Raw genomic sequence first — 24,484 nt, forward strand, 5'->3', positions numbered from 1 at the left:
CGTGACACGACACTAGGCTCAGGCTTCGCGCAGGGTCTGCAGCGGCGGCTGGTTCAATACATGGCGCAGGCCGACCCAGCCGCCGGCAAACGTGCAGGCGGCGCCGATCGCCATCCCTGCCAACCACACCAGCGGGCTGAAGGTCCAGGTAAAGCTGAAAACGTAGTGCGCCAGGGCCCAGCCGGTTGCTGCCGCGCCGCTGGCCGCCAGGAAACCGGCCAGGCTGCCGATCAGGGCAAACTCTATCCATTGCGATTGCGACAACTGCTTGCGGGTGGCGCCCAGCGCACGCAGCAGGCCGGCTTCGCGGGTGCGCTCGTCTTGCGAGCCGACCAGGGCCGCATACAGCACCAGTGCGCCGGACAGCAGGGTAAACAGGAAAAGGAATTCGACCGCCGCCACCACCTGGTCGATCACGCCCTGGATCTGCTTGATGACACTGCCGATATCGACCACCGTCAGGTTGGGGAAATCGCGCGTAAGCTGGTTACCAAAATTGATGTGCGCATCCGGCAAATTGAAAGCGGTGATCCAGGTTTGCGGCATCTCGGTCATCAGTTTCGGATTGAGGATGACAAAGAAATTCACCCGCATCGAGCCCCACTCCAGCTTGCGCAGGCTGGTGACCGGCGCCGTCACCAGCTGGCCGGCGATGTCGAACTGCAGCTTGTCGCCCAGCTTCAGGTTCAAAGTCTTGGCCAGGCCTTCTTCGACCGAGGCTTCAGGCCGGCTGTCGTCAAACCAGCGGCCGGCGGTCAGCGTATTCTGCGCCGGCACCTGGTTCATGGTGGACAGGTTGAATTCGCGGTCGACCAGCCGCTTGGCGCGGTCGTCGGGATAAGTGTCGGCAGTGATAGGCTTGTCGTTGACCTGGGTCAGGCGGCCGCGGATCATCGGGAACAGCTGCGGCTGGGCGATGCCGGCCGCCTGCAGGCGTTGCGTGATGTCGGCGCGCTGGTCGTCCTGGATATTGATTACAAAACGATTAGGCGCGTCGGCCGGGGTAGCCTGGCGCCAGGCGCCGACCAGGTCGCCGCGGATCACCGTCAGCAGCAGCAAAGCCATCAAACCCAGCGACAAGGCGACGATCTGGACGACGGTGGCTACCGGCCGCCGCTGCAGCGCGGTCAACGCAAAACGCCAGCTCGGATGGCGCGACAGGCCGCGCACATGGCGCGATCCCTTCAACGCCAGCCAGCCGAGCAAGGCGAACAGGCCGAAACCGCCCAGGAACCCGAGCGCCGTCAGCAAGCCTAGCTTGATATCGCCAGCCTGCCACAGCAGCAAACCGATAAACGTCAGCGTGCCGAGCAGGTAAGTCGCCAGCACCAGCGCTTGCGGCGCATCCTGTTCGCGCCGGATCACGCGGTTATGCGGCACGTTGCGCAGCTGCAGGACCGGCGGCAAGGCAAAGCCGACCAGCAGCAGCAAGCCGGTGACCAGGCCCTGCACCGCCGGCATCACGCTGGCGGGCGGCAGGTCGCTGGCGACAAACCTGCCCAGCAAATCGAGCAGCATGAAATGCGCGCCGAAACCCAGCGCGACGCCGATCAGGCTGCCGGCCAGGCCGACCAGCAGGAATTCCAGCAAATACAGTTGCGTCACCTGGTTCTGCGTCAAACCGAGGCAGCGCAGCATGGCGCAGGCATCCAGGTGGCGCAGCATGAAACGGCGCGCCGCCATCGCCACCGCCACCGCCGCCAGCAAAGCCGACAACAGGCCGACCAGCGACAGGAACTGCTGGCCGCGATCGAGCGTGGCGCGCATTTCAGGACGGCCGTTTTCCAGGCCTTCGATGCGCACGCCCTTGAGGTTTTCGCGGCTGATGTCGCTTTCCACCCATTGCTGGAAATCCTGCACCTGCTGCGGCGCGCCGGCCAGCAGCAAACGGTAGGTCACGCGCGAACCATCCTGCACCAGGTTGGTGGAAGCCAGGTCGGCCATGGACAGCATCACGCGCGGCGCGAAGTTGATGAAACCGCTGCCGCGGTCGGGCTCGATCACCAGCACTTTCGCTATCTTGAAAGTGCGGTCGCCCAGCTTGAGCGGATCGCCCACCGCCAGGTTGAGCGCGGTCAGCATGTTGGCGTCCAGCCATACTGTGCCAGCAGCCGGGATTTCCCGGGTAGTCACATCGGCCCCGCCCAGCTTGTCTGCGACCACCAGGCTGCCGCGCAGCGGATAGCCGGAGCTGACGGCTTTCAGCGAAGCCAGCTGCGACCTGGTGCTGTCGCCTTCGCCGGCGATGGCCATGCTGGGGAATACCACCGTATCAGCCAGGGTCAGCTGGCGCCGTTGCGCCTCACTGCGCCAGCCGGGGCTGATGCGCTGGTCGCCGGAAATCAGCAGGTCGGCGCCCAGCAGCTGGTGCGCATCGCGGCTCAGGCCGGCACGCATCCTGTCTACAAAAAAACCGACCGCCGACAAGGAGGCGACGGCCACGATCAGTGCTATCAGCAAGAAACGTAATTCGCCCGCGCGCCAGTCGCGGCGGGTCATGCGTAGAGACTGCAGAAAGATCATCCTGGATCCGGTAGTTGAACGGGTGCGAGTGTGCATTTTTCCGGCTCTCTGGCTAGGCGCGACGACGACGTGGACTCCATTCCACTAGGAGGAGCAACGACGGCAGAGAGCCGGAAAAGTGTGCAATCGCGCCCGTAGCGCTCTCACAAAAAGAATGAGCGTGATTAAAGAAAAAAAGTCAGAATACATAAAACTTATCAGGTATCAGTGAGCGGTCAACTACCCGATCCAGGATTATGTAGCTAGCCTTTGGAAAACCCAACGCAGGCCGCGCCACAACTTAGGCAGCAGCCAGATCGCAAACAGGAAAAACAGGAACAGGAAGGCAAACAGCAGCCAGGGATGGAAAAAAGCCGCCCACAAGCCGCCCACCACGGTGGCGTCTTCGGCAAACGAAGCGGTCCAGTTGCTCAGCGGTTCCGGCGTGGTGTTGATCATGGCCCGGCTGCCGGCCTTGGTGGCATGGGCGCCCAGCGCAAACGTGCCGCCGATCAGCGCCGCGATCGTGGTCCAGGCCGGATCCATGTGGCCCATGGCAGCTACCGCCAGGATGGCGCCGGCCGGAATCCGGATGAACGTGTGGACCGCGTCCCAGACCGAATCGAGGCCGGGAATCTTGTCCACCAGGAATTCGATGGCCGCCAGCAAGCCGGTGACGCCGATCACCCACGGCGATTCCAGCACCTGCAGCGCCTGCGGCAGGTCGATCCAGCCCAGGCGGCCGAACCAGCCGGCGATGAACAGCGCCATGTACAGGCGGATGCCGCTGGCCCAGGACAAACCGCCGGCAAGCGCAGCGCTAGATAGTGTATCGATCATGATGTCCCCTCTCGGCGGTCTGTTTTTTCCCAGGTTTCAGCACACTAGTGGCTAGCGTAACTTAAATCTACGCCAGCCGCGCGGGAATAGCCATCCCGACGGCAAAATCTGCCACAGGATCACAAGAAAAGAAGGAAGAAAGGCCGCCGCTGAGGCACGGCGGCGCGCTGCAGAATTACTTGGATTCGACCAGCGGCGCGACCTGCACGTCGCCGCATTGGGCGCGGTGACGCAAGGCGTGGTCCATCAGCACCAGCGCCAACATTGCCTCGGCGATAGGCGTGGCGCGGATGCCGACGCAGGGATCGTGGCGGCCGAAAGTCTCGACCGTGGCCGGATTGCCCTGCTTGTCGATCGACTGGCGCGGGGTGCGGATGCTGGAAGTCGGCTTGATGGCGATCGATACGGTGATGTCCTGGCCGCTGGAAATGCCGCCCAGGATGCCGCCGGCATTGTTGGTCAGGAAGCCGTGGCGGGTAATCTCATCGCCATGCTGCGATCCCCTTTGCGCCACCGAGGCAAAACCGGCGCCGATTTCCACGCCCTTGACGGCGTTGATGCCCATCATGGCGTAGCCGATCTCGGCGTCCAGCTTGTCGTACAAAGGCTCGCCCAGGCCGACCGGCACCCCGGAGGCGACGATATCGATGCGCGCGCCGCAGGAATCGCCATCCTTGCGCAAGGCGTCCATATACGCCTCAAGTTCGGCGATCTGGCTGGCGTTGGCGGCAAAAAAAGGATTGTTGGGCACATGGTCCCAGGATTCGAACACAACCGGGATTTCGCCCAGCTGGCTCATGCAGCCCTTGAAAGTGGTGCCGTATTGCTGCAGCAGCCACTTCTTGGCGATCGCCGCGGCGCCGACCATGGGCGCCGTCAGGCGCGCCGACGAACGGCCGCCGCCGCGCGGATCGCGGATGCCGTATTTCTGCCAGTAGGTATAGTCGGCATGGCCGGGACGGAAGGTATCGACGATATTGCCGTAATCCTTGCTGCGCTGGTCCTGGTTGCGGATCAGCAGCATGATCGGGGTGCCGGTGGTCTTGCCTTCGTAGACGCCGGACAGGATTTCTACCGTATCGGGTTCCTGGCGTTGGGTCACATGGCGCGAGGTGCCCGGCTTGCGGCGGTCGAGGTCGGGTTGAATATCGGCTTCGGACAGTTCCAGACCCGGCGGGCAGCCATCCACCACGCAGCCGATGGCCGGGCCGTGGGATTCGCCGAAATTGGTGACGCTAAACAGACTGCCGAAGGTATTGCCGGGCATGATGATCCAGGGAAAAGAGGCTGAAAGACTTGATTTTACCAGCGCCACCCCTCAGGGGCTACCCGGCTGGCAAAATCATTGCCTTTTCAGCATCTCCGGTCAGGGCAGTTTCGCCAGCTGCGCCGTCAACAGGTCGAAGAAGCCCTGGGTATCGCCTTCCGTAATCCAGCGCGCATTTTCCGGGCGCTTGGTGGAACGGTAGTAATCGACCACGGTAGCGCCGAAAGTCAGCCCTTCGCGGGTATCGACCTCGACATTGGCCATGCGCCCCTTGAACAGCTCCGGCCGCAGCAGGTAGCCGATGGTGGTGGCGTCATGCACCGGGCCGCCGGGCAAGCCGTATTGCTTGATATCGTGTTCGACATAGGCGTCGAGGATGTCGGCGGCGATCTTGCCGGCCTGGTTGCCGATCTTGCGCAGGCGGTCGATGCGCTCCGGGCTGGTCAGCATCTTGTGCGTCACGTCCAGCGGGATCACGGTGATCGGCAAGCCGCTCTTGAACACCACGTCGCTGGCATGCGGATCGGCGAACACATTGAATTCAGCCGCCGGCGTGATATTGCCGCCGTTGAAATGGGCGCCGCCCATCATCACGATTTCCTTGATGCCCTGCTTGATCCCGGGATTTTCGATCAGCGCCATGGCCAGGTTGGTTTGCGGCCCCAGCGTCACGAGCGTCATGCTTTGCGGTTTTGCCGCGGTCAGGGTGTCGATCAGGTATTGCACCGCATTGCCTTTGGCCAGCGGCTGTTTCGGTTCGAATACCTTGACCCCGGTGACGCCTTCCGTGCCGTGCACTTCGGCGGCATAGATGGGCGTCCGCAGCATCGGGCGGGCGCAGCCGGCATACACCGGCACATCCGGCCGGTTGGCCCATTCGCGCACCATGCGCGCATTGCGCGAGGTGTAGTTGAGCTGCACGTTGCCGGCCACCGTGGTCAGCGCCCGCACGTCCAGCTTGTCGCGCGCCGACAAGGCCAGCAGCAAGGCGATCACATCGTCGGCGCCGGGATCGGTATCGATGATCAGCGGCACGGGAGCGGCGGTGGCCGCCAGCGCCGAACCCATCGGCAAAGCACTCAGCAACAGGCCGCCGGTCAGCAGCTTGCCGCCGTGGGTCAGGAAATTGCGGCGAGCCATGGCGGCGTCCTCCAGTATGTGTTTGGTCATCTCGGTTCTTTCCTTGGTTCTTTGGTCCGGCGTCGGTTGAGTTACAGCCAGGCGCCGCGCAAGGCCTGCACCTGCCGCTGCAGATATTCCGGCGTCGCCTGCTCCGCCACCACCGGCTCGCCAACCGCCAGCTGCAAGGCCGACAGCGGGCCGCGCTTGAACGAGCGCTGGAACGGATTGCCGGCGCTGCGGGTCCACATGCTGCCCCACAAACCGCTCAGGGCCATCGGGATCACCGGCACCGGCGTGCGTTCGACGATTTTCTTGATGCCGCCGCGGAATTCGTTCATTTCGCCGGTGCTGGTCAGTTTGCCTTCCGGGAAAATGCAGACCAGGTCGCCGTCTTCCAGCGCGGCAGCGATCTGGTCGAAGGCACGCTCCATCAGCTCCGGATTCTCCTTGGCCGGCGCAATCGGGATTGCCTTGGCGGTCTTGAACAGCCAGGCCAGCACCGGGATCTTGAAAATCCGGTGATCCATGACGAAGCGGATAGGCCGCGGGCTGGCCGCCATGATCACGATCGCATCGACGTAGCTGACATGGTTGCAGACCAGCACCGCGGCGCCCTCGTCCGGAATGCGGTCGCGGTTGACGGTATGCACGCGGTGGATGGTATGGATCAGTATCCAGGCCACGAAACGCACCAGGTATTCCGGCACCACGGTGAAAATATACAGCGCCACCAGCGCATTCAGGATCGCCGTCACCAGGAAAATCTGCGGGATGGTGAAGCCGGATTGCAGCAGCACCATCGCCACCAGCGCCGCCACCACCATGAACAAGGCGTTCATGATATTCATGCCGGCGATGGTGCGCGACAGGTGCCGGCGGTCGCAGCGGGTCTGGATCACCGCGAACAGCGGCACGATGTACAAACCGCCGAACAGGCCGATCATCACGCAGTCGAACAGGATGCGCCAGCTGCCGTGCTGCTGCACGAAACCGGCCATGTCGACCGCCGCAGTATTGGTATAACCGACGCTGGCCAGGAACAGGTCGAGGCCGAACACCGACAGGCCGATCGCGCCAAACGGCACCAGTCCGATTTCCACCTTGTGGCCCGACAGGCGTTCGCACAACAGCGAGCCGGCGCCGACGCCGAGCGAGAAAACGGTCAGCAGCAACACAAAAACGCTGTGGTCGCCATGCAGATAGTTTTTTGCATACAAGGGAAACTGCGCCAGCACGATGGCGCCGTAAAACCAGAACCAGGAATTGGCCAGCATGGCCAGGAACACCGGCCGGTTCTTACGCGAAAAACTCAGGTTGCGCACGGTTTCGGTAACCGGGTTCCAGTTGATCTTGAGTCCCGGTTCCGCGGCCGGCGTCAGCGGGATGCCGCGGCTGAACAGCCAGCCTACGATCGCAATCGCCACCGTGCCGCCGGCCACCAGTTCTATGCCCCACGGCTTGTGCACCACCAGCACCGCGCCCAGCACTTCGCCCAGCAGGATGCCGACGAAGGTTCCCATCTCGATGATGCCGTTGCCGCCGACCAGTTCGTCCTGGCGCAGCTGCTGCGGCAGGTAGGCGTACTTGACCGGCCCGAAGATGGTCGAATGGATGCCCATGCCGACCACCGCCAGGATCAGCAGCCACAAGGTATGCGTCATCCAGCCGGCGGCGGCGATCGCCATGATGATGATTTCCAGCACCTTGACGTAGCGCGCCAGGCGCGATTTCTCGAACTTGTCGGCGAGCTGGCCGGCGGTCGCGGAAAACACCACAAACGGCAGGATGAACAGGCCCGGGATCAGGTTGTTCAGCAGGCTGACGTCCATGCTGGTCCAGCTCAGCGCTTCATAAGTCAGGATCGTCAGCAAGGCAGTCTTGAAGACATTGTCGTTGAAGGCGCCGAAAAACTGGGTCCAGAAGAAGGGAGCGAAACGACGCTGGCGCAGCAGGGAAAATTGACTGGATTTGGACATGGGTAAGCGAAGGTGAGGGGTGCGTGCTATGGCAAGTGATTATTGTTTTAATATTTTTCGGGCAGCTTACACAAAAAAACCGTTTGCGGCATCATTCTGCCGCAAACGGTTCCTGACAATCTATAACAAATCCTATTCGTCAGCGTTGGACGGCCAGTCGCGGATATAGGCCTTCAGCATCTTGTTTTCAAAACCCTGGGCGTCCAGCACCGCCTTGGCCACGTCGTAGAACGACATCACGCCCAGCAAGGTGCGCGCATCCATGATCGGCACATAACGCGCGTGGCGCTCCAGCATGATGCGGCGCACTTCGTTGACTTCGGTATCGGGCGTGACGGTGATCGGGCTGTCGTCCATATGCTTGCGCACCGTGTTGCTGCCGACCGCGCCGCCGTTCTGGTGGATCGCATTCATCACTTCGCGGAAGGTCAGCATGCCTACCAGTGTGCCGAACTCCATCACCACCAGTGAACCGATATCCTTTTCCGCCATCGTGTTGACAGCCTCGATCAACGGCGTTTCCGGCGTCACGGTGTAAAGAATATTGCCTTTGACTTTGAGGATCTCAGAAACTTTCATGGGGCCATCCTGCCTTTGCTTGGGTTATGCTTGCTTGCATCTCATCTCTTGTATCCAGAATGTAGCTTAAGCGGAGCCAAAAATCTACCGCGCAGCGCAGCATAGATAGAGTGAGCCCCGAGTGAGCTCTCATATTTCAAGAATCAAAGGAGACGGCCAGCACCATGAGCACCCCCCACTATCCCGGCTTCGACACCTTGTCGCTGCACGCCGGCAGCGTACCCGATCCAGCCACCGGCGCCCGCGCCACGCCGATTTACCTGACCTCGGCGTTTGTCTTCAAGGATTCCGACCACGCTGCCTCGCTGTTCAACATGGAACGCGCCGGCCATGTGTATTCGCGCATTTCGAATCCGACCAACGCCGTGCTGGAAGAACGCATCGCCGCGCTGGAAGGCGGCGTCGCCGGGATTGCCGTCGCCAGCGGCCAGGCCGCCATGCACCTGGGGCTGGCCACCATCGCCGGCGCCGGTTCGCATATCGTGGCCTCGCGCGCCTTGTATGGCGGTTCGCACAACCTGCTGTCGTATACCATGAAGCGTTTCGGCATCGAAACCACCTTCGTCGATCCGAACGACCTCGATGCCTGGCGCGCGGCGATCCGGCCCAACACTAAAGTCTTGTTCGGCGAAACCCTGGGCAATCCGGGGCTGGACGTGCTGGACATCCCGCGCATCTCGACCCTGGCGCATGAACATTACCTGCCGCTGATGGTCGACGCCACGTTTACCACACCGTATCTGCTGAAACCCTTCGAACACGGCGCCGACCTGGTGTTCCACTCCGCCACCAAATTCCTGTGCGGCCATGGCACCGCAGTCGGCGGCCTGCTGGTGGACGGCGGCACTTTCGACTGGCAGCAGGCTTACGACAAAACCGGCCGCTTCGGCGAATTGTGCGAACCGTATGAAGGCTTCCACGGCATGGTGTTTTCGGAGGAATCGACGGTGGCGCCGTTTTCGCTGCGCGCGCGGCGTGAAGGCTTGCGCGATTTCGGCGCGGTGATGAGTCCGCACAATGCGTTCGCCATCCTGCAAGGGATAGAGACGCTGGCGCTGCGCATGGAAAAACATGTGGCCAACACCCGCAAGGTGGTCGAATTCCTGGCGGCGCACGCCGCGGTGGAATCGGTGGCCTATCCTGAACTGCCGTCGCATCCCGGCCATGCGCTGAGCAAGACGCTGCTGCCCAAAGGCTGCGGCGCGGTGTTCTCGTTCAACCTCAAGGGCGACCGCGCCGCCGGCCAGCGCATGGTGGAATCGCTGAAGATATTTTCCCACCTGGCCAATGTCGGCGACGCCAAGTCGCTGGTTATCCATCCGGCCTCGACCACGCATTTCCGGGTGCCTAGCGAACAGCTGGCCGCCTCCGGCATTACCGAAGGCACGCTGCGGCTGTCGGTCGGCCTGGAGAACGTGGAAGACCTGATCGAAGACCTGGCTTACGGCCTCAAGATGTCGCAGCGTACTGAACGCAAGGGGAAATGAGATGCTGCTAAAAATACATGGCGCGGATAACGACAGCTATTGTTATACCGGCGGCAAAACCTTCAACCCGGCACTGCCGACCGCGGTGTTCATCCACGGCGGCCAGAACGACCACTCGGTCTGGATCCTGCAAACCCGCTACTTCGCCCATCACGGCTTCGGCGTGCTGGCGCCGGACCTGCCGGGACACGGGCGCAGCCAGGGCCCAGCCCTGGCCAGCATCGAGGAATTGTCAGGCTGGCTGGAATCCCTGCTGGATGCCGCCGGCGTCACCAAAGCCATCCTGATCGGCCACAGCATGGGTTCGCTGGTCGCCCTGGAAAGCGCCGGCCGCGCTGCCGGTTCCACGCGCATCGCCGGCATTGCGCTGGTCGGCACTGCCTATCCGATGAAAGTCGCCGATGCGCTGCTCGATGCCGCCAACAATGACCAGCAGAGCGCGATCGACATGGTGAACATCTGGTCGCATTCGACCATTTCGCCGAAACCTTCCGCGCCCGGCCCGGGATTTTATGTGCAAGGCGCCAGCCAGCGCCTGATGCAGCGCATTGCGCGGCAGTCGGACAGCAAGCCGACCGTGTTCCATACCGACTTTGCCGCCTGCAACAACTATGCAAACGGCGAACAGGCGGCGCAGGCGGTGGCCTGCCCCACCCTGTTCCTGCTTGGCCAGCACGACGTCATGACGCCGGCCAAGGCGGCCGCCGGCCTGATTACTGCGATCAGGCATGCCAAGGTGGTGCAGGTCGACGCCAGCGGCCATGCCTTGATGGCGGAACAGCCGGATGCGGTGCTGGATCATCTGTACAGGTTTGCAACGGCAGCGCTGCGTTCGCCCACGGCGGTTGCGCCTGCCGCCATCGGGGGTTAAGCTTAAAGCATAGCAACAGCAAGGAGACGCCATGCCTACCGTGCTTGAAAAGAAATACGAGACGTTCGCCGAGTTCTATCCGAGCTACCTGAGCCAGCACAGCAACCGCACTTGCCGCCAGCTGCACTTCGTCGGCTCGACCCTGGCCCTGCTGTCGCTGGTAGCGCTGGTGCTGACCGGCGCCCTGTACTGGCTGGCCGTAGCGCTGGTGTGCGGCTACGGTTTTGCCTGGATCGGCCATTTCGTGTTCGAGAAGAACCGCCCCGCCACCTTCAAGCAGCCGCTCTACTCTCTGCTCGGCGACTGGGTCATGTACTGGCAGATGCTGACCGGCCAGGTTTCTTTTTAATTAACTATGTAAAAAAACGGTTCACGACAATGTGAACCGTTTGTCCCTTAGAATAACGCCTACTTTACTTTTAGACATGATGACACCCGTTATCGGAGGCCCGATGCGGCTGCTCGTCAATGAGGAAACGGGGAATTCATGCAAACCAGGGAAACCGCGCTGACGCACCGGGGGCCAGGCCAGGTTACCGGACCGGAAGCGCCTGCCGTCGCCGCCAAGCGGCCATTGTTCCTGATGAACTATACAAGGCCGACCTACCAAGGCACGGTGCAGGTCAGCTATTTCTGGACGCCCGGCTTACTGCGCGGCGGCGACCTCAAGTTCCGGATGTACTAGTCCGTCGGCAAAATACGCCGTCAATGTCTGCTCCAGCCCGCGCTCGATAGCCTCTTCCACCTGCCACGCCAGCGCCGCGTCGGTCACCTTGCCCGCCACCAGGTTGCATACGAACAGACGATAGATATCGCTCAGTTTCAGCCGCTCGGGATTGGCCAGCAAAATCCAGCCGTCGACGCTGACGCGCGCTTTACGGCCCCACTGGGTCCTGACCAGCTTGTCGGTCTGCACCGAACCGACCCAGCCGATCTCCTGCATCTGTTGCAGCAGGCTTTCCGATTCGTCAAAACCGAGCCTGGTCGCGCGCCGTATCTGGGCCGCATCCACCGCGGCGGAACTGCCTCCCGCCCTGGCCTGGTGCAGCACGCCCAATACCGCCATCGCATCGACAAAAGCGCTGCCCGGAGCCGGCACATGCCACCAGCGTTCGTACTTCACAACCGGCAAGGCCGCCACCAGCAAGGCGCCGACCAGGGTGATCATCCACAGCATGTAGATCCACAACAGGAAAATCGGCAAGGCTGCCAGCGCGCCGTAGACCATGGTGTAGGTCGGGAACTTGATGACGTAGGCGGCAAAAAAACGCTTGGCGATTTCAAACACGATGCCCGCCAGCAGGCCGCCCCAGACCGCGTCGCGCCAGTCCACCCGCTGGTTCGGCACCGCTACGTAGAGCAGGGTAAACGCGCCGGTGGTCAGCGATACCGACAGCAGCGTATAGAACCACCTGCCGGCCCAGCTCACCACCAGGCCGTTGGCCGCGGCCGACAAATAGGAGGTGACGGTGATCGAGATGCCGATCAGCAAAGGTCCCAATGTGATGATGGCCCAGTACACCAGCACCCGGTGTATCCACGGCCGCTGCTTCTTGACGCGCCAGATGCGGTTGAACACATGGTCCACCGTCGACATCGTCAGCACCGAAGTGACGATCAGCGCCACGCCGCCGACCGCCGACAGGCGCGCCGACTTGGTGGCGAACTGGTTGAGGTAATCGAGGATGACGTTGGCGACGCCCCTGGGCATCAGGTTTTGCACAAAATACTGTTCCAGCGAAGCGCGGAAGGTGCTGAACAGTGGGAATACGGTAAAAATCGCCAAGGCGATAGTCAGCATCGGCACCAGCGCCAGGATGGTGGTGAAGGTCAGGCTGCCGGCAACCTGCGGCAGGCGCTCTTCATCCAGGCGGCGCGCCGCAAAACGAAACAGATCGCGCAATTGCGGCCAGGACAGGCCGCGCAGCCTGGAAAATTTCAATGACTTCATGCTTTCCCTGATTTTGCCGGCTGGAGCAGGTGATTAAAGGCGCTTTTTGCACCATGAACCAGCGCTAAAGCGCCCTATAATAGCAAAGTGCGTACCAAAATGAACTCATCCAATATGACTGTTAACACACCGCTTCTGGTTCTGTACTACTCGCGCCATGGTTCAACCCGCAAGCTGGCCGAGCTGATCGGCCAGGGCATCGACTCCGTGGCCGGCTGCGAAGCGCGCCTGCGCACGGTGCCGGCGGTATCGACCGTGGTCGAGGCCAGCGCGCCCGATATCCCGGCCGAAGGCGCGCCTTACGTCGAACTGGCCGACCTGCAGGAATGCTGCGGCCTGGCGCTCGGATCGCCGACCCGCTTCGGCAACATGGCCGCCGCCATGAAATACTTCTGGGACGGCACCAGCACCGACTGGCTGGCCGGCACCCTGGCCGGCAAGCCGGCTTGCGTGTTCACCTCCACCGGCAGCCTGCACGGCGGCCAGGAATCGACACTGATGTCGATGATGACGCCCTTGTTGCACCATGGCATGCTGGTGATGGGCCTACCCTACACGCTGCCGGAACTGATGACAACCGCCAGCGGCGGCAGCCCGTACGGCGCCAGCCACTGGTCCGGCATGAACGGCACACATCCGATTTCGGCCGAGAGCCGCACCCTGGCGATCGCCCAGGGCCGGCGCCTGGCGGAAACCGCTTTGAAGTTGAATGCAAAACTCAACATCGCGGGGACATGATGACCACCAAACTGAAACCAGGCATATCGACCCACCCGCTGCCGCATGCAGCACGCCAGCCGCGCTTCTTCTATTTCGGCGCGGTCGGCAGCCTGCTGGCCCTGATCGCACTCGGGCTGGCCTGGGAACTGGCCCTGGCGCCGCTGCGGCCGGGCGGCTCCTGGATGGTGCTGAAAGTGCTGCCGCTGCTGTTTCCGTTGCGCGGCGTGCTCAAGCGCGATGTGTACACGATGCAATGGGCGTCGATGCTGATCCTGATCTATTTCACCGAAGGCATAGTGCGCGCCACCAGCGACAGCAGTTTCCTGTCGAGCAGGCTGGGCTGGCTGGAAGCCGTGCTCAGCGTTATCTTTTTCTTTTGCACCATCCTTTACCTGCGGCCTTATAAAAAGGCGGCCAAGGAAGTGGCTAAGCAGGCGATCAAGAAAGCGTCTCAATAGCATCAATGCGACGGTATGTACTCCGTGGTCCGTTAAATGGGGTCAGAGTAATTTTCGCAAAAGGCGCGAAAAAAACTCTGACCCCATTTAACTATCTTGCCGAAATTTGAATATGAAAAACACCGAATTTCTTGATGCCTGTCGTAACGTCGTTGGCGCTGCCAACCTCCTCGTTGATGAAGCAGACAAAGCCGGCTACCTGACTGACCAGCGCCAACGTTTTACCGGCGCGGCATTGGCTGTTGTCAGACCGGCAGATACTGCAGAAGTGACGGCCATCGTGAAACTCTGCGCGCAATTCCAGATCCCCATCGTGCCGCAGGGCGGCAACACCGGCCTGGTGCTGGGCAGCGTGCCCGACCAGAGCGGCCAGGCCATCGTGCTGTCGCTCAAACGCCTGAACCGCATCCGCGCCGTCGACCCGCTCAACCACACCATCACGGCAGAAGCCGGCTGCATCCTGCAACACATCCAGGAAGCCGCGGCCGCGGAACAAACCCTGTTCCCGCTGTCGCTGGCCGCGGAAGGCAGCTGCACCATAGGCGGCAACCTTTCCACCAACGCCGGCGGCACCGCGGTGCTCCGCTACGGCAACACGCGCGAACTCTGCCTCGGCCTGGAAGTGGTGACGGCCAAGGGCGACATCCTGCACGGACTGCGCGGGCTGCGCAAGGACAACACCGGCTACGACCTGCGCGACCTGTTCATCGGCGCCGAAGGCACGCTGGGCATCATCACCGCCGCCGTGCTGAAGATATTCCCGCAGCCCAAAGCCCAGCTCACCGCACTGGCGGCAGTGCAGGCCCCGGCAGACGCGCTGCGCCTGCTGAGCCTGGCGCAAGGCCGCTGCGGCGCCACCCTGACCGGCTTTGAACTGATGTCGGACCTGTGCCTGCAGCTGGTCGCCAAGCATTTCCCGCAACTGCAATTCCCCTTCGCCCAGCGCCACCCGCAGTACGTGCTGCTGGAGCTGTCCGACAGCGAATCCTCAGACCACGCCAGCGGCCTGCTGGAAGCCGTCATCGGCGACGCGCTGGAACAGGACATCTGCCAGGATGCCGTGCTGGCCAGCTCGAGCGCCCAGTCGCGCGCCCTGTGGCAGCTGCGCGAAAGCATCTCCTCGGCGCAAGCGATGGAAGGCAAGAACATCAAGCATGACATCTCGCTGCCGATTTCCCGCATCGCCGAATTCATCAGCGTTACCGACGCCCTGCTGCAGCAGCATTTCCCTGCTTGCCGCAACGTCACCTTCGGCCACCTGGGCGACGGCAACCTGCACTACAACGTCTCGCCGCCCGTCGTCTGCTCCGCCGACCAGTTCATAGAACAGCAAGCCGACATCAACCGCATCGTGCACGACAGCGTCGACCGCATGGGCGGCTCGATCTCGGCCGAACATGGCCTGGGCGCCCTCAAGCGCGAAGAAATCCTGCGCTACAAATCGCCGGTGGAAATGGCGCTGATGAAAACCATCAAGCAAGCGCTGGATCCCTTGAACCTGATGAATCCAGGCAAAGTCATCTGAGTCGCTGCGCAGCTGGACAATGTTGCCAGTGTTGCCGCCTTACAATCTGTTACACCCACCTTGTCGGCGTATCGCCCCCGCAAGACGTTAATCGGAGGTATAAGCAGAAAATTGCATAAGGCGAAACATGTCGACCCTTTCTCGTTTTCTATCGATCGCGCTGCTCAGCGGCATGGGCATGGTGGCAGTCCATGCGCAGAGCGTCCAGCCGCCGCTGAGCGACTCGGAAAAAGCCCTGCACGTGCTCAACCGGCTGGCCTATGGGCCGCGTCCCGGCGACGTCGACGCGGTCAGGCGCCTCGGCGTCAAACGCTACATCGAGCAGCAACTGAATCCCGACAGCCTGCCGCTGCCGCCTGACCTGGCAGACAAACTTTCCGCTTTGCCGACCTATCAACTGACGGCAACCCAGCTTTACCAGCAATACGGCCCGCCCTCCTTCCCTCCCAATAGCGCCACCCCTGAAGAAAAGAACATGGCGCGCCAGCGCGCCAACAAGGACATCACGCCGCAGACGCATTTTTCCCGGCTGTGGCTGGCCACCGAAAGCCCGCGGCAGCTGCAGGAAGTGATGACCGAATTCTGGTTCAACCATTTCAACGTCTTCGAAGGCAAGGAATGGGTGCGCTACTGGAACGGCGAATATGAAAAAGACGTATTGCGGCCCAACGCGCTGGGCAATTTCCGCCAGCTGCTGGGCGCGGTGGCCCATCATCCGGCGATGCTGTATTACCTCGACAACTGGCTCAGCAGCGGCGTCAACACGCCGGAAGCCAGGGGCCGTTTCAAAGGGCTCAACGAAAACTACGGCCGTGAGTTGCTGGAACTGCACACCATGGGCGTCGACAGCGGCTACACCCAGGCCGACGTGATTTCCCTGGCGCGCATCCTGAGCGGCTGGACCATCGATGAAAAAGGCATGAAGGACGGCCAGCCGGCTTTCATCTTCAACCCGCGCCGCCATGATGGCGGCGACAAGGTTTTCCTCGGCCAGACCATCAAGGGCAGCGGCTACCAGGAAGGCGAACAGGCGCTCGATATCCTGGCGCGCCATCCGGCCACGGCCCACTTCGTGGCCGCCAAGCTGGTCCAGTATTTCGTTTCCGACAAACCCGAACCTGCATTGACAGAAAAGCTGGCGCGCCGTTTCCTGAGCAGCAACGGCGACATCAAGGCGGTGCTGCATACGCTGTTCGAGAGTCCGGAATTCTGGGCCCGCGGCAATTACCAGACCCAGTTCAAGACGCCGTATCAATACGTGGTGTCGTCGCTGCGCGCAACCGCGACGCCGGTGCTCAATGTGCGGCCGATAGACGGCGTCCTTAACCAGCTGGGCCAGCCGCTGTACGGCTGGCTGACACCGGAAGGCTACAAATTTTCCGAGGAAGCCTGGCTCAATCCGGACGCCCTGCTCCGCCGCATCAATTTCGTCAACGGCCTGAGCAACGGCAAATCGCCGATCGCCCGCAGCGACCCGCCGCCGCCCGTGCCGGGAGCACCGCCCGTCGCTGCAGCACCGAACACCGCTGCCCCCATCGATCCGCAACAATTGCAGCAAACCCTGGCGCCGGCGCTGACGCCGCACAGCCTCAGCACCATCGGCGCCGCGCCCGCCAACCTGCAGGTCGGCCTGATACTCGGCAGTCCTGATTTCATGAAGAGATAGTCCACGGGAGCCATGTCATGAAACGTCGTGATTTCATCCGCCACCTGGGCCTGACCGCCAGCGGCGCCATCCTGATCCCGGTCGGCCTGTCCGGCTGCGTGGTGGCGCCTGCCAGCAAGCCGCAAGCCAAGGCAAAACCCATTCCGGCCGCGCCTATCGCCATGGTCGACAGCCCGCTGTCGTACGGCAGTCCCTTGCAACGCCCCCATGCTGCCGGCGACGGCACGCCGCGCATGATCGTGGTGTTCCTGCGCGGCGCGGTGGACGGCTTGAATGTAGTGGTGCCGCATGGCGACCACAACTATTACAAGGCGCGTCCGGGCATTGCCGTATCGCGCCCCGGCACCCAGAATGGCGCCATCGACCTGACCGGCTACTTCGGCCTGCATCCGGCGCTGCAGGTGCTGCAGCCGTACTGGGACGACGGCCGGCTGGCGTTCGTGCACGCCTCCGGCTCGCCGGACATGTCGCGCTCGCATTTCGAAGCGCAGGATTACATGGAAACCGGCACGCCGGGCCAGCACAATACCCGCGACGGCTGGATGAACCGCATGCTCGGCGTCATGCCCACATCGTCGTCGCCGATGCAAGCCCTGACCCTGGGCGAATCGGTGCCGCGCATCCTGACCGGCAGGGCCGTGGTCGCCAACATGCCTACCGGCCGCGACGCCACCCGGCCTACCTTGATCGACCGCCCCGAAGTCAGCCAGGCCTATGCCGCGCTGTATGCGGAAGACGCGGCCCTTGGCAAAAGCTATCGCGACGGCATTTCGGCGCGCAAGGAACTGATGGCCGACGCCAGCAGCTCGGAGCAGAAGATGGCGAATAACGGCGCGCCGCTGCCGAACGGCCTGTCGATAGACACCGCCCGCCTCGGCCGGCTGATGCGCAGCAATCCTGACATCCGGCTCGGTTTCGTCGCCGTCGGCGGCTGGGACACCCATACCAACCAGGGCAACGGCAACGGCCAGCTGGCCAACCGCCTGCGGCCCCTGGCCGACGGCCTGACCACGCTGGCGCGCGAACTGGGGCCGGCGTTCAACGATACGGTGATCGTGGTGATGTCGGAATTCGGCCGCACCTTCCGCGAAAACGGCAACGGCGGCACCGACCATGGCCATGGCAACGCCATGTGGCTGCTGGGCGGCAACGTGCGCGGCCGCACCATCCATGGCTCGTGGCCGGGCATCGACGACAAGTCGCTCAACGAAGGACGCGACCTGGCGATCACCACCGACTTCCGTTCGGTGCTGGCGACGCTGGCGGAAAAACACATGCGGATCGGCGATCCGGCCATGCAGAAACTGTTTCCACAATACGGCGCCGGCAACCCGCACGCCCTGAACCTGCTGGTGTAAGCCGGCTCAGGTATCGCAGATACTGCAGTTATGTCCTTTGCAATTGTGCAGCACGCTGCTCCTGCCGGCACGGGCTTGCGTGCCCGGCCCGGCGGCGCCGCGGCCGGCCAGCTGTTCGGCGCCGTTGCGCGCCTGCCAGCGTTCCGCCACGCGCAGCTTGACGTGGCCGCCGGTGAATAAAGGCACGGCAAGGGTCGCCTCGGCGCAGTAGGGACAGGCCAGCGGTTTTTCCAGCGCTTGCAGCGGCAACAGCTTTTCGAAAATGCCATCGCAATGGCTGCAGCGGATATCGTACAGCGGCATCGTATTATCCTTTGGTTGAATTGGATCGAGGACCAAGCAGGGTCAAGCCCCGCCGCCGCTGTTAAGGTTTCCTTCCCCAGTACGCGTTATCGTTCAACATCCCCTTGGGCGTGATGTCCTGGTCGAAAATCGAGGTCGGCAGGGACACCGTGCAGGCGCAATTCGGAATATCGACGATGCCGCCGATGCGCCCCTCCACCGGCGCCGCGGTCAGCAGCATGTAGGCCTGGCTGCCGGTATACCCGAAGTGGGTCAGGTAATCGATGGCTTTCAGGCAGGCCTGGCGATAAGCCACGGTGGCGTCCAGGTAATAGTTAACGCCGTTCTCGACGCTGATGCCCTCGAAGGTCAGCCACTGCTCGTAATGCGGCTTGACGATGCTGGGCATGAAGATCGGCGAGCTGATGTTGTATTTCGCCATGCCGCCCTTGATCAGGTCGAAACCGACGTGGCTGACGCCATCCATTTCAATCGCGCCGCAAAAGCCGATTTCGCCGTCGCCCTGCGAAAAGTGCAGGTCGCCCATGGAAAAGCCCGCGCCCTTCACGTACACCGGGAAAAAGATCCGGGTGCCGGCGGACAAGTCCTTGATATCGGTATTGCCGCCATGTTCGCGCGGAGGCACAGTGCGCGCCGCTTCCTTCGCCATGCTGTCGAACTTGGCGCCGCTGAGGCCGCGCAGCACAGCGGTGCTCGGATCAGGCGGCTTGGCCAAGCCCTTGGCCGCCAGCGGCGCCTCGCGCCGGTTCCATTCCGCCAGCAAATCGTGCGACGGCAAACAACCCATCAGGCCCGGATGGGTCAGGCCGGCGATGCGCACGCCGGGAATATGGCGCGAAGTGGCGTACAAGCCTTTCAAGTCCCAGATCGCCTTGTCGGCGTCAGGAAAGGTATCGGCCAGGAAACCGCCGCCGTTCTCTTTCGAAAACACGCCCGAGAAACCGACCGGCGTCACCGGCTTGATGTCGAGCAGGTCGATCACCAGCAGGTCGCCCGGTTCCGCGCCTTCCACATGGAACGGCCCGGTCAGCGGATGGGCACGGGTCAGGTCGACGTTCCTGACATCGGAAACGTCGTCGTTGTCCTGGATCTGCGCATCCAGGAAATCCAGCGATTCGATCAGGATCGCCTCGCCCGGCTTGACCGAGGACAGGAACGGCAGGTCGGGATGCCAGCGGTTATGTCCCAGCTCGGCTTGCTGCGCCAGCGGCACGCCCGGTTTGATCTTGAAATGTTGCATGCGACTCTCCTCTTGGTGGCTCAATCAGGGTGGTTCATTCAGAAGGAATGCCAGGCATCGGGCATTCCGGCGTGCCGGCCGTGCTGCGGGTCAGCGCCTCGACCTGGCGCCGCGCCTGCTGCGGATCGTTGACCCAGGTCTTGTAAAAATCGAAGGGGCAGTCGGCGACCCCGGCCGCACTTTCGCCGGAATTGATCTTGCCGGTATAGCCGCGGTGCAGCAGCTTGTAGAGATGGTTCTGCGATTGCCAGTTGCGGCGCGCGTCGCGGATCAAGCCGAGCGACAGTTCGGCATACTGGATGCCCATTTCCTCGGTGCCGCATTCGCCCAGGGTGCGGCCGTCGAAGCCGACGATGGCCGAGTGGCCGAAATAGGAATACACGCCGTCGAAGCCGCTGGCGTTGGCCACTGCCACGTAGACATTGTTCATCCACGCCATCGCCTTCGACACCAGCACCTGCTGCTCCTTGGCCGGGTACATATAGCCCTGGCAGCGCACGATCAGCTCCGCGCCTTTCATGGCACAGTCGCGCCAGATTTCGGGATAGTTGCCGTCGTCGCAGATGATCAGGCTGATCTTCAGGCCCTTGGGGCCTTCGCTGACGTAGGTGCAGTTGCCGGGATACCAGCCTTCCACCGGCACCCACGGCATGATCTTGCGGTACTTCTGGACGATTTCGCCCTGGTTGTTCATCAGGATCAGGGTGTTGTACGGCACCTTGTGCGGATGTTCCTCATGCCGCTCGCCGGTCAGCGAAAACACGCCCCAGACATTGGCCTGGCGGCAGGCTTCCGCGAAAATCGCGGTTTCCTCGCCGGGGATGGCGGCGGCGGTATCGAACATTTCCTCGCGGTCGTACATGATGCCGTGGGTCGAGTATTCCGGAAAAATCACCAGGTCCAGTCCCGGCAGCCCCTGCTTCATCCCTACCACCATCGCCGCAATATTGCGGACGTTTTCCAATACCTCGGCCTTGTTATGCAGGCGCGGCATCTTGTAGTTGACGACTGCCACCCCGACGCCATCCTTGCTGCTGGAAATATCTCCGTGCCTCATGTATCTCTCCTGTGATCTGTCTGGATAAACTCTTCGGCCTGCTAGACCGACAAATAACGGCTGATGGTTGCGGCATCGACCTTGTCGCTGGTGTCCTCGTAGACAAAACGGCCCTTGTCGATCACCAGGAAACGGTCGGCGATTTCCAGCGTGAAGCTGAGCACCTGCTCCGAGACGATGATGGTCAGCTGGCGCAGCTTGCGGATTTCTTTCAGGCTGCGCGCAATGTCCTTGATGATCGACGGCTGGATGCCTTCGGTCGGCTCGTCCAGCAGCAGCACCTTGGGATTGGTCGCCAGCGCGCGCGCAATCGCCAGCTGCTGTTGCTGGCCGCCGGACAGGTTGCCGCCTTTGCGGCCGCGCATTTCGTGCAGCACCGGAAACAAGGCGTACAACTCATCCGGCACCTTGCCGAGCGCGCCCGCAGGCAAGCCGGTCTGGATGTTTTCCAGCACCGTCATGCCGGGGAAAATCATGCGTCCCTGCGGCACATAGGCGACGCCGCTGGCGACGCGCTGGTAGCTCTCCAGGTGGCCCAGCTCCTGGCCGTCGATCTGGATGCTGCCTTCGCGCAGCGGCAGGATCCCCATCAGGGTCTTGAACAAGGTGGTTTTTCCCATGCCGTTGCGGCCCATGACGGCGACGATTTCCTGTTTGCCGACAGCCAGGCTGACATCGTGGATGACCTGGCTCTGGCCATAGCCGGAGGCAAGATGCGAGACATTGAACATAAGTGCTCCGAATGGTTTAATGGCCGAGGTAGACTTCGATCACCTTGGGATTGGCCTGCACCGATTCCATGCTGCCTTCGGCCAGTATTTTTCCCTGGTGCAGTACGGTGACCTTGTGGGCGATGCTCTTGACGAATTCCATGTCATGCTCGATCACCAGCACCGAACGGCCCTTGCTGATGCGTCCCAGCAGCTCGGCGGTTTTTTCGCGTTCCGAGACGCTCATGCCGGCCACCGGCTCGTCCAGCATCAGCAGTTCCGGCTCCTGCATCAGCAGCATGCCGATTTCCAGCCACTGCTTCTGTCCGTGCGACAGCAGGTCGGCCTGCTGGTACAGCTGGCCGTCAAGGAAGATTTCCCTGGCCACCGACTCGACCCGCTCCACCACTTCCGCCGTGCGCTTGAACACCAGCGCGCCGAATACCTTGCGGCCGCGCGGAAACGACATTTCCAGGTTCTCGAACACGCTCAGGTTTTCATAGATGGACGGCGTCTGGAACTTGCGGCCGACCCCGGCCTGGACGATTTCGTGCTCGCGCATCTTGGTCAGTTCGCGGTTCTTGAACTGGATGCTGCCGGCGGTGGCTTGCGTCTTGCCGCAGATCAGGTCCAGCACCGTGGTCTTGCCGGCGCCGTTGGGGCCGATCACCACCCGCACCTCATTGCGCTCAACGTAGAAATTCAAGCCGTCCACCGCCTTGAAGCCGTCAAAGGACACCGTCAGGTCTTCAATCGCCAGCACCGGCCGGTCGTTCGATTCGAAACCGATAGGATTGCCGCTCATTTCGATGCCTCCAGGCTGCCGTGCGGCAGTTCAATAGCCACTTCGGCGGGCGCCGGTTGCGGTTTGGCGACGGCCGGTGGCGGCATGCTGCGCACCGGGCGGTGCTTCCATCCGGCCAGTTTCGACAGCAAAAGCTTGCCATGGCTCTGGTACAAACCGGCCAGGCCGTTCGGGAAATACATCACCACCGCGATGAACAAGCCGCCCATCAGGAATAGCCACAGTTCAGGAAACGATTCGGAAAAATAGGTCTTGCCGAAATTCACCAGCAAGGTGCCGTAGACCGCGCCAAGCAAGGACATGCGGCCGCCCACCGCGGCATAGATCACCATTTCGATAGAAGGCACGATGCCGACAAACGACGGCGACATGAAACCGACCTGCAAGGTGAACATGGCGCCGCCTATGGCCGAGAACATCGCTGCGACACAAAATACGAACACCTTGAAGCTGGCGACGTCGTAGCCGGAAAACCGCACCCGCTCCTCCTTGTCGCGCATCGCCACCAGCAGGCGCCCCAGCTTCGAGCTCAGGATAAAACGCCCGATCAGGATGCAGCCGATCAGCAGGCCGGCGTTGACGAAATACAGGATCAGCTTGGCCGAATCGGTGCGGATGTCCCAGCCCATCAGGGTTTTCAGGTCGGTGATGCCGTTGACGCCGCCGGTCAGTCCTTGCTGGCCGATGATCAGGATCGCCAGGATGGCGGCAATCGCCTGGGTGACGATAGAAAAATACACATCGCCGACACGGCGCTTGAACATCGCCGCGCCGATCACCAGCGCCATCAAGGTCGGCACCAGCAGCACCGCCAGCACGGTGAAGCCGAAGGAGTGGAACGGCTGCCATAGCAGCGGCAACTCGGTGATCTGGTTCCAGTCCATGAAATCGGGAATGCCCGGGGTCGACTGGATCTTGGTGCTGATTGGATCGGATGCCTCCAGCTTGAGGAACATCGCCATGCAATAACCGCCCACGCCGAAGAACACGCCCTGCCCCAGGCTCAGGATGCCGCCGTAGCCCCAGCACAGCACCAGGCCGACGGCGACAAAGGCATAGGCCAGGTATTTACCGACCAGGTTCAGGCGGAAAATATCGAAGACCAGCGGAAACACCACCAGCAGCAATCCGCACAGGATCAGCAAGCCGACCAGGCCCGACCTTCCGCCTAATATTTTTTCATATGCTGCATTCATGCGAGCCCTTTCGATGGCGCCGGTTATTTACGGATCTTGGCCGCGAACAGCCCTTGCGGCCGCAGCAGCAAAATCAGGATCACCGCCGACAGCGTCAGCACCTTGGCCATCGATCCGGTCAAGAAGAATTCGGCGGTGGACTGGGTCTGGGCGATGGAGAAAGCCGAGGCGATCGTGCCCAGCAGGCTTTGCGCGCCGCCGAACACCACCACCAGGAAGGTGTCCACGATATACAGCGAACCGCTGGTCGGCCCGGTCGAGCCGATGGTGGTGAACGCGGCCCCGGCGATGCCGGCGACCCCGCATCCGAGCGCAAAGGTGCTGCGGTCGACCTTGCGGGTATTGATGCCGACCGCGCCGCTCATCAGGCGGTTCTGCATGGTGGCGCGCACCTGCAAACCCCAGCGCGAACGGAACAGCAGCAGGAAAATCACGCCGGTCAGCACCGCCGTCAGCGCCATCATGAATACGCCATTGATGGGGATGTCTATGCTGTCGGTAGGCTTGAACGAGCCCATCAGCCAGTCCGGCAAGGTGGCGCTGACTTCCTTGGCGCCGAAGATGGAGCGAAACGTTTGCTGCATGGCCAGGCTCAGGCCCCAGGTCGCCAGCAAGGTATCCAGCGGCCGCTTGTACAGGCGGCTGATCATCAGCCACTCGGTGATATAGCCGACGATGTAGGCGGTCACGAAAGACAGCGCAATCGCGGCAAAAAAATAGTAAGGCTGCAGGCTGGGCGCATACAGCGTGGTCAGCTTGGACAGCAGGTAAGTAATGTAGGCGCCGATGGTGAGGAACTCGCCATGCGCCATGTTGATCACGCCCATCTGGCCGAAGATGATGGCCAGGCC

Annotated in this window: 23 protein-coding genes; 9 read left to right on the top strand and 14 right to left on the bottom strand. The window is 62.2% G+C overall.

The genetic code is table 11. The features are described from left to right. Positions 1–18: 18 nt before the first annotated feature. From JWQ61_RS13670 to JWQ61_RS13695, 6 genes are all read right to left on the bottom strand, one after another. Positions 19–2,520, bottom strand: coding sequence for an ABC transporter permease (locus JWQ61_RS13670; protein ID WP_304361024.1), 2,502 nt, complete (start codon positions 2,518–2,520; stop codon positions 19–21). Positions 2,521–2,757: 237 nt separating this feature from the next. Then, positions 2,758–3,342, bottom strand: a complete 585-nt coding sequence (locus tag JWQ61_RS13675; RefSeq protein WP_304361006.1) for a DUF4126 domain-containing protein — start codon at positions 3,340–3,342, stop codon at positions 2,758–2,760. A gap of 175 nt (positions 3,343–3,517) precedes the next feature. Then, positions 3,518–4,609: a chorismate synthase gene (gene aroC / locus JWQ61_RS13680; protein ID WP_304361007.1), complete on the bottom strand. Its 1,092-nt coding sequence runs from the start codon at positions 4,607–4,609 to the stop codon at positions 3,518–3,520. A 99-nt stretch (positions 4,610–4,708) separates the two neighbouring features. Continuing rightward, entirely contained in the window at positions 4,709–5,779 is a 1,071-nt protein-coding gene (locus JWQ61_RS13685) for a nucleoside hydrolase (RefSeq protein ID WP_304361008.1), read from the bottom strand. A 41-nt stretch (positions 5,780–5,820) separates the two neighbouring features. Beyond that, positions 5,821–7,707, bottom strand: a complete 1,887-nt coding sequence (locus JWQ61_RS13690) for an MFS transporter (protein ID WP_304361009.1) — start codon at positions 7,705–7,707, stop codon at positions 5,821–5,823. Between the two features lie 132 nt (positions 7,708–7,839). Continuing rightward, positions 7,840–8,286 (bottom strand): CBS domain-containing protein, encoded by a 447-nt coding sequence (locus JWQ61_RS13695; RefSeq protein WP_014006888.1) that lies wholly within the window; start codon positions 8,284–8,286, stop codon positions 7,840–7,842. Positions 8,287–8,450: 164 nt separating this feature from the next. Between JWQ61_RS13695 and JWQ61_RS13700 the strand changes: the two genes are divergently transcribed. From JWQ61_RS13700 to JWQ61_RS13715, 4 genes are all read left to right on the top strand, one after another. Next, on the top strand, positions 8,451–9,773 hold the full coding sequence (locus JWQ61_RS13700; protein WP_304361010.1) for an O-acetylhomoserine aminocarboxypropyltransferase: 1,323 nt from the start codon (positions 8,451–8,453) through the stop codon (positions 9,771–9,773). Between the two features lies 1 nt (position 9,774). Next, on the top strand, positions 9,775–10,644 hold the full coding sequence (locus JWQ61_RS13705) for an alpha/beta fold hydrolase (protein WP_304361011.1): 870 nt from the start codon (positions 9,775–9,777) through the stop codon (positions 10,642–10,644). Positions 10,645–10,675: 31 nt separating this feature from the next. Further along, positions 10,676–10,993, top strand: coding sequence for a DUF962 domain-containing protein (locus JWQ61_RS13710; RefSeq protein ID WP_041742130.1), 318 nt, complete (start codon positions 10,676–10,678; stop codon positions 10,991–10,993). Positions 10,994–11,131: 138 nt separating this feature from the next. Then, complete coding sequence (locus JWQ61_RS13715; RefSeq protein WP_304361012.1) at positions 11,132–11,329, top strand: hypothetical protein; 198 nt, start codon at positions 11,132–11,134, stop codon at positions 11,327–11,329. Here the strand turns inward: JWQ61_RS13715 and JWQ61_RS13720 are convergent. Next, a complete protein-coding gene (locus tag JWQ61_RS13720) occupies positions 11,291–12,595 on the bottom strand; it encodes a YihY family inner membrane protein (protein ID WP_304361013.1) in 1,305 nt (434 codons plus the stop codon). The two genes, JWQ61_RS13715 and JWQ61_RS13720, sit on opposite strands and share 39 nt — an antisense overlap. Before the next feature lie 114 nt (positions 12,596–12,709). Here JWQ61_RS13720 and wrbA point away from each other — a divergent pair, with 114 nt between their 5' ends. The 5 genes from wrbA (at position 12,710) to JWQ61_RS13745 (ending at position 18,322) form a co-directional block, all read left to right on the top strand. Beyond that, a complete protein-coding gene (gene wrbA / locus JWQ61_RS13725; protein WP_304361014.1) occupies positions 12,710–13,333 on the top strand; it encodes an NAD(P)H:quinone oxidoreductase in 624 nt (207 codons plus the stop codon). Further along, a complete protein-coding gene (locus tag JWQ61_RS13730; RefSeq protein ID WP_304361015.1) occupies positions 13,330–13,773 on the top strand; it encodes a DUF2069 domain-containing protein in 444 nt (147 codons plus the stop codon). Before wrbA ends, JWQ61_RS13730 begins: the two co-directional genes overlap by 4 nt. A gap of 112 nt (positions 13,774–13,885) precedes the next feature. Beyond that, positions 13,886–15,298 (top strand): FAD-binding oxidoreductase, encoded by a 1,413-nt coding sequence (locus JWQ61_RS13735; protein ID WP_304361016.1) that lies wholly within the window; start codon positions 13,886–13,888, stop codon positions 15,296–15,298. A 178-nt stretch (positions 15,299–15,476) separates the two neighbouring features. Further along, on the top strand, positions 15,477–16,964 hold the full coding sequence (locus JWQ61_RS13740) for a DUF1800 domain-containing protein (protein ID WP_304361025.1): 1,488 nt from the start codon (positions 15,477–15,479) through the stop codon (positions 16,962–16,964). A 17-nt stretch (positions 16,965–16,981) separates the two neighbouring features. Next, on the top strand, positions 16,982–18,322 hold the full coding sequence (locus JWQ61_RS13745; RefSeq protein WP_304361017.1) for a DUF1501 domain-containing protein: 1,341 nt from the start codon (positions 16,982–16,984) through the stop codon (positions 18,320–18,322). A gap of 6 nt (positions 18,323–18,328) precedes the next feature. Here JWQ61_RS13745 and JWQ61_RS13750 read toward each other — a convergent pair whose 3' ends face one another. The 7 genes from JWQ61_RS13750 to urtB all read right to left on the bottom strand — a co-directional run. Beyond that, positions 18,329–18,625, bottom strand: coding sequence for an FmdB family zinc ribbon protein (locus JWQ61_RS13750; RefSeq protein WP_304361018.1), 297 nt, complete (start codon positions 18,623–18,625; stop codon positions 18,329–18,331). A gap of 61 nt (positions 18,626–18,686) precedes the next feature. Next, positions 18,687–19,865: a formamidase gene (gene fmdA, locus JWQ61_RS13755; RefSeq protein ID WP_041742133.1), complete on the bottom strand. Its 1,179-nt coding sequence runs from the start codon at positions 19,863–19,865 to the stop codon at positions 18,687–18,689. Between the two features lie 34 nt (positions 19,866–19,899). Next, positions 19,900–20,922, bottom strand: coding sequence for an aliphatic amidase (locus tag JWQ61_RS13760; RefSeq protein ID WP_304361019.1), 1,023 nt, complete (start codon positions 20,920–20,922; stop codon positions 19,900–19,902). 41 nt (positions 20,923–20,963) lie between these two features. Beyond that, positions 20,964–21,653: an urea ABC transporter ATP-binding subunit UrtE gene (gene urtE, locus JWQ61_RS13765; protein WP_304361020.1), complete on the bottom strand. Its 690-nt coding sequence runs from the start codon at positions 21,651–21,653 to the stop codon at positions 20,964–20,966. A 16-nt stretch (positions 21,654–21,669) separates the two neighbouring features. Beyond that, complete coding sequence (gene urtD, locus JWQ61_RS13770) at positions 21,670–22,437, bottom strand: urea ABC transporter ATP-binding protein UrtD (protein WP_304361021.1); 768 nt, start codon at positions 22,435–22,437, stop codon at positions 21,670–21,672. Beyond that, on the bottom strand, positions 22,434–23,633 hold the full coding sequence (gene urtC / locus JWQ61_RS13775; RefSeq protein ID WP_304361022.1) for an urea ABC transporter permease subunit UrtC: 1,200 nt from the start codon (positions 23,631–23,633) through the stop codon (positions 22,434–22,436). Before urtC ends, urtD begins: the two co-directional genes overlap by 4 nt. 23 nt (positions 23,634–23,656) lie before the next feature. Next, on the bottom strand, positions 23,657–24,484 hold an 828-nt coding region (gene urtB / locus JWQ61_RS13780), incomplete at its 5' end, for an urea ABC transporter permease subunit UrtB (protein WP_304361023.1).

It is taken from the genome of Collimonas fungivorans, from assembly GCF_028292705.1.
Taxonomy (GTDB): Bacteria; Pseudomonadota; Gammaproteobacteria; order Burkholderiales; family Burkholderiaceae_D; genus Collimonas; species Collimonas fungivorans_B.